Source organism: Bacillus sp. F56 (assembly GCF_001748205.1).
Lineage (GTDB): Bacteria > Bacillota > Bacilli > Bacillales > Bacillaceae > Bacillus > Bacillus stercoris.
On record NZ_BDFC01000011.1, the window covers coordinates 185025 to 196216 of the forward strand.

The 11192-nt window shown below is 44.8% G+C and carries 13 protein-coding genes; 2 read left to right on the plus strand and 11 right to left on the minus strand.

Translation table 11 applies throughout. The annotated features are described in order from the left end of the window. Positions 1 to 54: 54 nt before the first annotated feature. From BFW96_RS18940 to BFW96_RS18955, 4 genes are all read right to left on the minus strand, one after another. Complete coding sequence (locus BFW96_RS18940) at positions 55 to 1323, minus strand: ABC transporter substrate-binding protein (RefSeq protein ID WP_069840298.1); 1269 nt, start codon at positions 1321 to 1323, stop codon at positions 55 to 57. A gap of 80 nt (positions 1324 to 1403) precedes the next feature. After that, positions 1404 to 2390, minus strand: coding sequence for a fructosamine deglycase FrlB (gene frlB, locus BFW96_RS18945; RefSeq protein WP_014665296.1), 987 nt, complete (start codon positions 2388 to 2390; stop codon positions 1404 to 1406). A 205-nt stretch (positions 2391 to 2595) separates the two neighbouring features. Further along, positions 2596 to 2970: a nucleotide excision repair endonuclease gene (locus BFW96_RS18950; protein WP_069840299.1), complete on the minus strand. Its 375-nt coding sequence runs from the start codon at positions 2968 to 2970 to the stop codon at positions 2596 to 2598. A 102-nt stretch (positions 2971 to 3072) separates the two neighbouring features. After that, a complete protein-coding gene (locus tag BFW96_RS18955; protein WP_069840300.1) occupies positions 3073 to 4191 on the minus strand; it encodes an NAD(P)/FAD-dependent oxidoreductase in 1119 nt (372 codons plus the stop codon). Between the two features lie 158 nt (positions 4192 to 4349). Between BFW96_RS18955 and sspG the strand changes: the two genes are divergently transcribed. After that, positions 4350 to 4496 carry an acid-soluble spore protein SspG gene (gene sspG, locus BFW96_RS18960; RefSeq protein ID WP_040081894.1) on the plus strand — a complete coding sequence of 49 codons (147 nt, stop codon included), beginning with the start codon at positions 4350 to 4352 and terminating at the stop codon, positions 4494 to 4496. Further along, positions 4496 to 4771, plus strand: coding sequence for a hypothetical protein (locus BFW96_RS18965; protein WP_069150266.1), 276 nt, complete (start codon positions 4496 to 4498; stop codon positions 4769 to 4771). The genes sspG and BFW96_RS18965 overlap by 1 nt, the downstream gene beginning before the upstream one ends. Before the next feature lie 89 nt (positions 4772 to 4860). On the opposite strand, the gene sufB is transcribed toward BFW96_RS18965, so the two are convergent. From sufB to BFW96_RS19000, 7 genes are all read right to left on the minus strand, one after another. Beyond that, the gene (gene sufB, locus BFW96_RS18970) at positions 4861 to 6258 is read right to left on the minus strand and encodes a Fe-S cluster assembly protein SufB (protein ID WP_003240854.1); all 1398 of its coding nucleotides are present in this window, start codon (positions 6256 to 6258) and stop codon (positions 4861 to 4863) included. A 20-nt stretch (positions 6259 to 6278) separates the two neighbouring features. Next, on the minus strand, positions 6279 to 6722 hold the full coding sequence (sufU, locus tag BFW96_RS18975) for a Fe-S cluster assembly sulfur transfer protein SufU (RefSeq protein WP_003222809.1): 444 nt from the start codon (positions 6720 to 6722) through the stop codon (positions 6279 to 6281). After that, complete coding sequence (sufS, locus tag BFW96_RS18980) at positions 6712 to 7932, minus strand: cysteine desulfurase SufS (RefSeq protein ID WP_069840301.1); 1221 nt, start codon at positions 7930 to 7932, stop codon at positions 6712 to 6714. The genes sufU and sufS overlap by 11 nt, the downstream gene beginning before the upstream one ends. Then, a complete protein-coding gene (gene sufD, locus BFW96_RS18985) occupies positions 7932 to 9245 on the minus strand; it encodes a Fe-S cluster assembly protein SufD (protein ID WP_014665303.1) in 1314 nt (437 codons plus the stop codon). Before sufD ends, sufS begins: the two co-directional genes overlap by 1 nt. A gap of 17 nt (positions 9246 to 9262) precedes the next feature. Further along, entirely contained in the window at positions 9263 to 10048 is a 786-nt protein-coding gene (gene sufC, locus BFW96_RS18990; RefSeq protein WP_003327022.1) for a Fe-S cluster assembly ATPase SufC, read from the minus strand. A 192-nt stretch (positions 10049 to 10240) separates the two neighbouring features. After that, entirely contained in the window at positions 10241 to 10378 is a 138-nt protein-coding gene (locus BFW96_RS18995) for a YuzK family famiily protein (protein ID WP_014665305.1), read from the minus strand. A 193-nt stretch (positions 10379 to 10571) separates the two neighbouring features. Then, a complete protein-coding gene (locus BFW96_RS19000; protein ID WP_014477920.1) occupies positions 10572 to 10949 on the minus strand; it encodes a carboxymuconolactone decarboxylase family protein in 378 nt (125 codons plus the stop codon). Positions 10950 to 11192 lie beyond the last annotated feature (243 nt).

Here is an 11192-nt window from a genome sequence, read left to right on the forward strand (position 1 = left end):
TATCTCATCTCCTTTATAAAAAGAAAAGGTGCGAAGCTTCACCTTTTCTTTGATTTATTCAGCTGACGCCCTCGCCTGCTTTGCTGCTTTTTGAACGGCTTTCATCACCTGCTGCGGTGTCATGTCGCCGCCAAGCATCTGCTGGACGCTCGTTAGGTACGCATCTGCGACTTCAACATCGACATCCATATCAAACCATGGCACCATTGATTTAGCGTCAACAATATGCTGAACGGCTTCACGCTGAATGGCTGTTGAATTTTCTTCAGTAGCCGTACCTTGCACCGCACTGTATTTTCCAACATCTTTCACGAGCTTTTCGCCCATTTTTTTCGACGTCAGGAACTGCAAAAACTCCATCGCTTCCTTCGGATGTTTTGTTCTTGAGGAAATCATGAATCCTTCCGGTGCTCCCGTTAATGCTTCTGAAGATCCTTTTTGCCTGCTGATTTCAGGAAATGGGAACATCCCGAGGTTAACCGGTTCAACCAGCTTGATTTCCGCTGTTTCCGCATATATCATCGCCGACTTTCCGCTCTTAAATTGCTGTCTCACATATTCATGGTCGACGGAGTTTACATGTTTATTAAAGTAAGGCGTCAGCTCTTGAAGCTTTTCAAGGGCTTTTACGTAGCCTTCATCAGTAAATTCACCCGTTTTGGCGTTATAGTCCTTTTCCCGTGTTTTTTCATCGACCATCCGCTGATTAAGCGTGCCGATATAGTGCGAGATTGTCCAAGTCGCCTTTGTTCCGAAGCTGATCGGTGTGTAGCCATGCTCTTTCAGCTTTTTTGACACCTTGATTAATTCATCCCACGTCTTCGGGGGATCAAGATTCAGCTTTTGGAAAATGTCTTTATTATAGAAGAATGATTTAGCGTCCATTTGCCACGGCACGCCGTATTGCTTGTTTTCATAAGTAAATGGTGTAATTTGCGATTGAACAAGCTGGGATGACCAATCGGTGTCATTTTTGTAGTAGGACGAGAGATCAAGTGCTTTATTGCCTCTGATAAATTTAAAAGCAAACTCATCGCTCCAAGAGAAGTAAATGTCAGGAGGGCTGGTGGTTCCCAGCATGACCTTAATTTTATCTTTATAGGAGTCATTTAAAACGGCTTCAATTTGAATATCGATATCTGGGTGTTCTTTTTCAAATTCCTTCACAACTTCTTCAAAATAACTTTTTTCCGGCTCCTTCGGCCATCTGTGGAAAAACTTCAATGTCACCTTTCCGTCCGCTGAACTGCTTTGGCTCGAACAGCCCGCAATGGTGAACATACTGACAGCTGCAATGATCAAGAACAACAATATTTTCTTCAAAGGGTTGGCCTCCTCTGGACATTAGACTATAATGTTATATAACATTATAGTCTAATGCATAATGGTTCCTCATTTTCAGATCAATACTCAACTTTCCACATGTATCTTCTATGAGATAAAGGATGATTTCTCGCCTCTGCCAGCTCGTCTGCATAGCTTCTCAGCACACGGTTGAGAACGAGCGGAGCAAGGTAGCCTTTAACTGAATCGTCAATTGCAGTGAAGTCGTAAGATGCAGCATCAAGCACAGTGAGCTTTTTGCCATACTTTTTCGAGAAGGTAAGCGCCCGCTCTTCAAGAGGCCTTGTTTCATCTAAACCGAGCAGGATGATAAACGGCACGGATTCATCAATAATTTCAAACGGTCCGTGAAAATATTCTCCGGCATGAATGGCGTGGGAATGGATCCATTGCATTTCCATGAGAATGCAGATGCTGTAGGAGTAAGCGACACCGTAGTTTGCACCGCTTGCCATTGTATAAATAATGCTTTCTTTTTCATGAGCTTTTGCAAATTGCTTTGCGTTGTCAGCTTCCTGCTTAAGGGCTTCTTCATACACAGCCTGTAATTGGTCTAAGCCTTCAATTGCCTGTTGGAATTTCGTATTGTTTTCTAAAACTTGCAGGGTTCCGAAAACGATTTGATACAGAACGCCATAGTTCGTATTGATCGCAAGCGCCTCATCACCCCAATCGTACTGGGCAACGTATTGCGCTTCCTGCGCTAAAGGAGACTCCGGTTTATACGTCATCGCAATCGTAAGTGCGCCTTTGCCTCTCGCAAACGCAGCAGCTTTGACTGTTTCCGGGGTATTTCCCGAATGCGAGCACAAAATAACAAGAGACTTTTCGCCAAGCTGAACAGGGTTGCGCTGAATAAATTCATTAGAACTGTAAAGGTCGGAGTTGATTGATTTTGACTCTCTGTCAAACACATATTTACTCGGGTACATAATGGCCGAAGATCCTCCGCATGCGACAAAGAATACATGGTCAATGGTTTTCCCTTTCAAATCCTGCAAGAAAGCTTGAACCTCACGATTTACTTTTGCTGTGGCCTGACTCAAATCCTTCACTCCCCATTTTTATTATATAACGTTATATAACATTATATATTGTTATATTAAAGTCCACAGCCAGGATTGTCAATATTATTTTCTGAAATTTCTCAATAATTGTAGACTAGACCTATAAGTGAAAAAATGCCCAAATGAAAAGCCAGAACTTCATTTAAGCTCTGGCTTCGCTGTTCAATCCGCAGACTGACGTCTCTTATTTAAAAAATACCTTGTCCACATTGTACTTCGATTGCTGTGTATTGATGATATAGGTTTCGTAAATGTCTCTTTCCATTGGATCATCGACTACACATACTTCAATTTTATATACTTCGTCTCTGTGATGTTTGATCGGTGAGACATTGTCTTCAAAATGCTTCTTAATTCTCTGTCTTAACTTTCTGGCTTTACCGACAAACAGCAGCTCGTCATGAATGTTATAAAACATAAAGATGCCGCCTTTATCCCGTGGGATCTGGTGAAAGTCGATGAAGCCGTATATCGCCTTTATTTTCGGCTCGTTATCATTAGCTGACTGCTGTCGTTCAGTGATGGTGACATTCGGTGCGGGGATATCAATTTTTATCAAAATCAGTTCACGTCCTCTTTTTCATTAAAGATAAATGCTAACACATACAGAAAAGAAAAGCCAGAACAGCTTTATACTATTTGTTTGTCATGCTCTTACTTATTATGCAAGTGCTCCGGCTGGATCATAAGGGCTAAGGTCTAATTCTGTCTGCTTTCCGAGAACTAGCTTTGCGAGCTCTGCACCCAAGAACGGCCCCATCGTCAGGCCAGAAGCACCCAAACCGTTAGCAGCGTACAGGCCTTGAACATTCGGCACAGCCCCTATGACCGGCAGAAATCCCGGTGTGAACGGCCTGAAGCCCACTCTTGTTTCAATGGCAGCGGCATCAGCAAGGCCCGGTGCAACGCCTAACGCTTTGCTCAATACTTCGTGCTGGCCTCCGGCTGTCACCCGCAGATCATGAAGAGCAGCATCATTTTCGTGTGTAGCGCCAGCTACGATTCTGCCGTTATCAAACGAAAGAATGTACTGATCACTCGGCGGCATCACAACCGGCCAGAATCCTGTATCTGCATCTGTCATTTCAAAATGCATAATCTGCGCTTTCTGAAAAGACACTTGAAAATGAATGCCAAGAGGCTTCATGATTTCATTGGCCCATGCCCCCGCCGCCACAATCACCGCGTCTGCCGCAAACTGCTTTGTATCTGTTCGCACGCCGGTGACTGTTCCGTTTTCAAAAAGCAGGGATGCATTTCCTTTGATGATCTCTGCGCCGCGTTTCTCCGCAGCGCTTAAAAGCGACCGGCACAGCGCTCTTCCATTCACGCGGGCGGCCCCGCTGATATGAACCGATTCATAGCCATCAGCCAAAATCGGAAACAGCTTTTTCGTCTCGCTCGCGGACAAGCGGGTAATCTCACCGATCTCCGGCGCATCCTCCCGCCTCTTATACGCCCGCTCCTCCATCTTATCGAGCTTCGCCGGATCAGTATGAATGCTGATCGCACCGACACGCTTGTATCCCGTATCTGTTTCTCCGTCCTCTTCCAATTGATGGATTAAATCCGTATAGTACCGTGCTCCTCCCTTTGCAAGCTGGTACCAATCCTGATTACGGCGCTGTGAGAGCCAAGGACAGACGATCCCCGCCGCCGCATCAGTCGCTTGTCCCGGCTCTTTCCGGTCAATGACAGTAACACGAGCGCCAGATTTTGCGAGATGATAAGCCGTCGAAGCGCCGAGAATTCCTGCGCCGATGATGATGTACGATTTCATATGCAAACACCTTTTCTATTATGATATCTATTCATTTTACCAAATCAAATGCTTTCCTTCGACCTTTTGCCCTAATGTGGAAAAACCGCGAAGTTCGTCCAATCTCTTTACTCTCCTATCGAATATTCTGTCACTATCAATAGAGAAAGGATGATACCATGAGCGAAAATCGTCATGAAAATGAAGAAAACAGACGCGATGCGGCAGTCGCAAAAGTCCAAAACAGCGGTAATGCAAAAGTCGTGGTCAGCGTGAACACAGACCAGGATCAGGCACAGGCTCAGACACAAGACGGGGAAGACTAATGAACGAAAATATCATTCCTATCAACAGACATGCACAAGAGATACCCACTACTGAATCTGCTATCAAAAACAGCGGCAACTCAGAAGTCCATATCGACATTCACATTGATACAATGCCAATTGCTTTTGCTATTTTATGCTCTGCATTAGCCGCAAAGCAGATGACAAAAGAGGAATTCGATATGGCTTATACTCAATTGCGAGAGATGAACAGAGAAAATAACAGCAGATCATCTGTAAAGCAAATTATCAACCATGAAATAGAAGAGGAGTAAAAAACCGCGGGTCCTGCGGCCAGCGGTTTTTCTTCTTCATACAAAAAGGACGCGACTGAAAACCAGTCACGTCCTTTTTTGTGAAACAATTAACCGATTGAACCTTCCATTTCGAACTTAATCAAACGGTTCATTTCAACTGCGTATTCCATTGGAAGCTCTTTTGTGAATGGCTCGATGAAGCCCATTACGATCATTTCTGTCGCTTCTTCTTCAGAAATACCGCGGCTCATCAAGTAGAAGAGCTGTTCTTCAGATACTTTAGACACTTTCGCTTCGTGCTCCAATGAAATGTTATCATTTAAGATTTCATTGTAAGGAATTGTGTCTGACGTTGATTTGTTATCCATAATAAGCGTGTCGCACTCGATGTTAGAGCGGGCGCCTTCCGCTTTGCGTCCGAAGTGGACGATTCCGCGGTACGTTACTTTTCCGCCCTGTTTTGAAATTGATTTTGATACGATTGTGGATGATGTGTTTGGCGCAAGGTGAATCATTTTCGCACCTGCATCCTGATGCTGGCCTTTACCCGCAAGAGCGATAGAAAGCGTCATACCGCGCGCGCCTTCGCCTTTTAGGATACAAGCCGGATATTTCATTGTCAGCTTAGAACCGATGTTGCCGTCGATCCATTCCATTGTTGCGTTTTCTTCACAGATCGTACGCTTCGTTACAAGGTTGTAAACGTTGTTTGCCCAGTTTTGGATCGTTGTATAACGACAGTAGCCGCCTTTTTTGACGATGATCTCAACAACCGCACTGTGAAGTGAGTTTGTTGTGTAAACAGGCGCAGTACAGCCTTCAACATAATGAACGCTTGCTTCTTCGTCAACAATGATCAGTGTACGTTCGAACTGACCCATGTTTTCAGAGTTGATACGAAAGTAAGCTTGAAGCGGCGTTTCCACCTTTACGCCTTTAGGCACGTAGATGAAAGATCCGCCGGACCAAACAGCTGAGTTAAGCGCCGCAAACTTGTTATCAGTCGGCGGGATTACTTTTGCCCAGTGCTCACGGAAAATATCTTCATTTTCTTTCAGCGCGCTGTCCGTGTCTTTAAAGACGATGCCTTGCGCTTCAAGATCTTCTTTCATGTTGTGGTATACAACCTCAGATTCGTACTGAGCAGAAACACCCGCAAGGTATTTTTGTTCAGCTTCAGGAATACCGAGCTTGTCGAATGTTTGCTTAATTTCGTCAGGAACTTCATCCCAAGAACGCTCTGAACGCTCAGACGGTTTTACGTAGTACGTAATTTCGTCAAAGTTCAGTGAGTTTAAATCTCCGCCCCATTGAGGCATCGGCATGTTGTAGAAATGCTCAAGTGATTTCAAGCGGAAATCAAGCATCCATTGAGGCTCTTCTTTCATGCGAGAAATTTCTTCTACGATTTCTTTTGTCAATCCGCGCTCTGAACGGAAAATGGAAACGTCCTTGTCGTGAAAACCATACTTGTATTCACCAATATCAGGCATTTTTTTAGCCATCCATTTTCACTCCAATCCTTTTAATTGCCGCCTTCTTCTTTTGCGACTCCTTTTTCAAGTGCTTTCCATGACAGGGTTGCACATTTGATACGGGCAGGGAATTTTGAAACGCCTTGAAGGGCTTCAATATCCCCGAGATCTATAGAATCATCATACTCTTTCCCTTGCATCATATCCGAGAAAATCTTAGACATGGAAAGGGCAGTTTCAATATCTTTCCCTTTAATCGCTTGAGTCATCATCGAAGCGGATGCCATTGAAATGGAACAGCCTTCCCCTTCAAATTTCGCATCTTCCACGATGTCTCCGTCAAGCTTCATTGTCAGCCTGATTCGGTCGCCGCATGTCGGGTTGTTCATATCCACGACGATGCTGTCATTTAAAACCCCTTTATTGCGCGGGTTTTTGTAATGATCCATAATCACCTGTCTGTACAATGTATCTAAGTTTGCATTAAAAGACATTTGTAAAATACTCCTTTGTCTTTTGAAGAGCTTCCACAAGCTTATCAATCTCTTCCTCTGTATTATACAGATAAAAGCTTGCTCTTGCAGTAGCAGTTACATCCAGCCATTTCATCAGCGGCTGCGCGCAATGGTGGCCGGCTCTGACTGCGATTCCCTCCGCATCAAGCACAGTCGCCACATCGTGCGGATGAACATCATCAAGGTTAAATGTAACAAGCCCGGCACGCTCTTTTGGCCCGTAAACCGTTACGCCGTCAAGCTGGCGGAAGCGTTCAAGCGCATAAGCTGCAAGCTTGTGCTCATGGCGGGAAATCTCATCAAGACCGATTTCTTCGAGAAAATCAATGGCGGCACCGAGACCGATTGCTCCTGCAATAATCGGCGTGCCCGCTTCGAATTTCCACGGAAGCTCTTTCCAAGTTGATTCATAAAGCCCGACAAAGTCGATCATTTCACCGCCGAATTCGGCAGGCTCCATGTTTTCCAGCAGGGCTTTCTTTCCGTACAGCACACCAATACCGGTAGGTCCGCACATTTTATGGGAAGAAAGCGCAAAGAAGTCGCAATCGAGATCCTGCACGTCAATTTTCATGTGAGGCGTGCTTTGTGCACCGTCCACCACAATGACAGCCCCGTTATCATGGGCAATTTTCGCCATGTCTTTAATCGGGTTGATCGTGCCGAGAACGTTAGATACATGAGACACTGCAACAATTTTTGTGTTGCTTGTGACCGTTTCTCTGACGTCTTTTAAAGAAATCGTTCCGTCTTCCTGCAGCGGAATATATTTTAATGTGGCGCCAGTCGCTTTGACAGCCTGCTGCCACGGAATGATATTCGCATGATGCTCCATGTAGGTGATGACCACTTCATCACCAGGTTTCAGGTTGGCGCGCGCATAGCTTAACGCCACCATATTCAGTGATGTGGTCGTGCCTTTTGTGAAAATAATCTCAGCCATTGACTTCGCGTTAATAAACTTGCGGACTTTTTCACGCGCTCCTTCATAACCGTCTGTCGCTCTGGTTCCAAGTGTATGGACGCCCCGGTGAACATTGGAATTGTATTGGTTATAATACTTATCCAGTGTTTCAATGACAGCACGCGGCTTCTGGGAAGTCGCCGCGCTGTCGAGATAAACGAGATCATGTCCGTTCACTTGCTGATGAAGGATCGGGAACTGTTCACGAATATCTGTGATATTCATTACTTCACTTTCCTTTCGATAACAGAAACCAATTGTTTCTTAACGCCTTCAATCGGAAGTTCATTTACTACCGGTGCAAGGAATCCGTAAATGACTAAGCGTTCTGCTTCTTCTTTCGGAATACCGCGGCTCATAAGGTAGTAAAGCTGAATAGGGTCCACACGGCCGACAGATGCCGCATGTCCTGCAGTTACATCGTCTTCGTCAATTAAAAGAATAGGGTTAGCGTCTCCGCGTGCTTTTTCGCTGAGCATCAGCACACGCGATTCCTGCTCCGCATTCGCTTTAGAAGCGCCATGTTCGATTTTGCCGATTCCGTTAAAGATAGAAGAAGCAGAATCTTTCATTACACCGTGCTTCAAGATATAGCCTTCAGAAGCTTTACCGAAATGGATGATTTGTGTTGTAAAGTTTTCTGTTTGCTCTCCTCTTCCGACAACAACCGTTTTCGTATCGCCGTATGTGCCGTCACCGTAAAGGTTTGTTGTGTTTTCGGAAATCGTGTCGCCGTCGTTCATCAGGCCGAGAGCCCATTCGATTTTGCTGTCGCGTCCGCGAGCAGCGCCACGGCGGTTCACATAAGTTGTCACACCGCTTGACAGATTATCCACCGCACCGTATGTCACGCTGGCATTATCACCTGTGATGACCTCACTGATAATATTGAAGACAGCGTCTTTCGGGTTTACAGTGCTGATATAGTTTTCTACATATGTGACAGAGCTGTGGTCTTCAGCCACAATCAGCACATGGTTGAATAGAGCTGTATCATTGCTTTCGTGGACATAAACAGCCTGAACCGGCGTCTCCACCTCAACATTTTTCGGAACATAAAGGAATGCTCCTCCGTTAACAAGAGCTGCGTGAAGTGCAGTTAACTTATGCTCATCAACCTTCACGCCGTCCTTCATAAAGTATTTCTCCACCAAGTCGCTGTGCTCGCGAGCAGCAGTCAGAATATCAGTGAAGATAACGCCTTTGTCTTTCAATTCTTGAGAAAGTGAAAGGTATGCCGGCGTCTGGTCACGCTGTACGTATAATGTTTTATCTTCGTTTTCAACGTCGATCAGCGCTTTTGCTTCATCAGTCAAATCTTCTAATGAAGAAAGCGGTTCGTTATCAACTGTATGCTTCGCGAAATTCGTGAAGTTCCAGTTTGTGATTTTAGTTTTGTCAGGCTTCGGCATCGGCAGATCCTCAGCTTGTTCAAGAGCCTGTAAGCGCAGGTTTTTCAGCCAGGCAGGTTCTTGATGCTTTTCGGAAAAGCTTTTGAGATACTCCTGATCTACGGATAGTTTTGTATCTAGTGTCATATTAATCCCCCTAACGCTTACGCTTCTTGGCCAACAGTTTCGTCTTCAATGCCAAGTTCTTGTTTGATCCAGTCATAACCTTCTGCTTCAAGACGCTGTGCAAGCTCTGCACCGCCGGATTTGACAACGCGGCCTTGCATCATAACGTGAACAACATCCGGAGTGATGTAGTTTAACAGGCGCTGATAGTGAGTGATCATCAGGCAGCCGAAGTTTTCGCTGCGCATTCTGTTGATCCCTTTAGATACAACTTTCAAAGCGTCAATATCAAGACCTGAGTCGATTTCATCAAGGATGGCGATTTTCGGTTCAATCATCATTAATTGAAGAATTTCGTTGCGTTTTTTCTCCCCGCCTGAGAAGCCTTCGTTAAGATAGCGCTGAGCCATTTCAGGGTCCATTTCAAGGAACTCCATGTTTTCGTCCATTTTGCGGATGAATTTCATAAGAGAAATTTCATCGCCTTCTTCTCTGCGCGCGTTGATTGCTGAGCGAAGGAAGTCGGCATTTGTCACACCGCTGATTTCACTTGGGTACTGCATCGCAAGGAATAAGCCTGCCTGCGCACGCTCGTCCACTTCCATCTCCAGTACATCTTTGCCGTCAAGCGTGATGCTGCCTTTTGTTACTTCATATTTAGGATGCCCCATAATAGCAGCTGATAAAGTGGATTTACCAGTTCCGTTCGGGCCCATTACTGCGTGGAATTCTCCACCTTTTATTTCAAGGTTTACACCCTTTAAGATCTCTTTCCCTTCGATTTCAACGTGAAGATCTTTGATCGTTAATGTTGAAGCAGCCATATCTATACCTCCAAAATATATAATCATTATTCTCATTTTATTCTCATTCTAATTTTATAACAAATGAAAAGTAAATACAACTTTTTATCGTGCCTCGCACATTCCTCAAGTTTAACAAAGATCGGCACTTTATTAAAGCGATTGAAAAAGAAAAAGAGTGGATTCCCACCCTTTTTTAAAAGATTGATTTTCTCAATAAGCTCCTGCAGAAATACGCTTGCTTTTTTGATAATCAAGCTCTCTCTGCCGCTCTACTTTCATTCTTGTTTCCAGCCGGCGTCCGTATTCCTCGTATCCAATTCCGTGTGACAGCTGCATCGCTTTTTCCATTTCTGACGTATAATCGAGGTTCAGTCTGTCCTGGCTGCTGCAAATAATGAATCAATCCCTTCATATATTTGCTTTCTATTGTATCAGTGCTGCGTTTGATGCCGCAAAAAGGATATGGCTTGAAATAGCGGCAGATGAGACGAAAGCATCCATTCAGAACAAATGAGAATGGTTTTTCGAAATATTCCTTCTCTTAATGCGTGGTGTTTCCGAATTCCTCAATGCACTGCTGGACAACTGTCACGCCTTGACTGAAGGCCGCGCCGCCTCCAAATGCCGCTGCCACACTGACGGCTTCGAGAATGTTTTCTTCTGTCGCTCCCTGATCAAGACAGCCTTTTGTATGATAGATCATGCAATATTCGTCCTGAGCATTGATCGCGATTCCGAGGGCGATCAGCTGTTTTTCTCTTTCAGTCAGAGAATTCCCGGCAAAGCACTGTTCAGTAAACTCGTTAAATTTCCTTCCCATCAGCGGCATCTTTTGTTCAAATGTGCCTAAACCATGTTTATATTGTTTTAGCGCGTCCTGCATGCTTCCTCTGTCTTGATTCAAAGAAAATCCCTCCATCTGTTTAACATTCCTTTTTATTATGAGCAGCTTTTAGGAAAATACGCGAAAAAACCCCGGATTTCTCATCCGGGGTTTCACCGTGTCAGCAAACCCTCGCATTCGTTGTCAGACCTGCGCTTCGGTGCTCAATGCGAAGTGGATCAACGGCTAAATTCTCAGGCGTCCTGCCTAAACGCCGTCGTCATCACATCCTGTGAATGTCCGCTCCTATGCTCGTCCTTCCTAGACTTCAAGGGTTTT

Coding starts and splice junctions, on each gene's coding strand:
- sufD (WP_014665303.1), bottom strand. CDS start 9,245: ATGACACTAGATACAAAACTATCCGTAGATCAGGAGTATCTCAAAAGC.
- sufS (WP_069840301.1), bottom strand. CDS start 7,932: ATGAATATCACAGATATTCGTGAACAGTTCCCGATCCTTCATCAGCAA.
- sspG (WP_040081894.1), top strand. CDS start 4,350: ATGAGCGAAAATCGTCATGAAAATGAAGAAAACAGACGCGATGCGGCA.
- sufB (WP_003240854.1), bottom strand. CDS start 6,258: ATGGCTAAAAAAATGCCTGATATTGGTGAATACAAGTATGGTTTTCAC.
- sufU (WP_003222809.1), bottom strand. CDS start 6,722: ATGTCTTTTAATGCAAACTTAGATACATTGTACAGACAGGTGATTATG.
- BFW96_RS19000 (WP_014477920.1), bottom strand. CDS start 10,949: ATGGAGGGATTTTCTTTGAATCAAGACAGAGGAAGCATGCAGGACGCG.
- BFW96_RS18955 (WP_069840300.1), bottom strand. CDS start 4,191: ATGAAATCGTACATCATCATCGGCGCAGGAATTCTCGGCGCTTCGACG.
- BFW96_RS18965 (WP_069150266.1), top strand. CDS start 4,496: ATGAACGAAAATATCATTCCTATCAACAGACATGCACAAGAGATACCC.
- sufC (WP_003327022.1), bottom strand. CDS start 10,048: ATGGCTGCTTCAACATTAACGATCAAAGATCTTCACGTTGAAATCGAA.
- BFW96_RS18995 (WP_014665305.1), bottom strand. CDS start 10,378: ATGGAAAAAGCGATGCAGCTGTCACACGGAATTGGATACGAGGAATAC.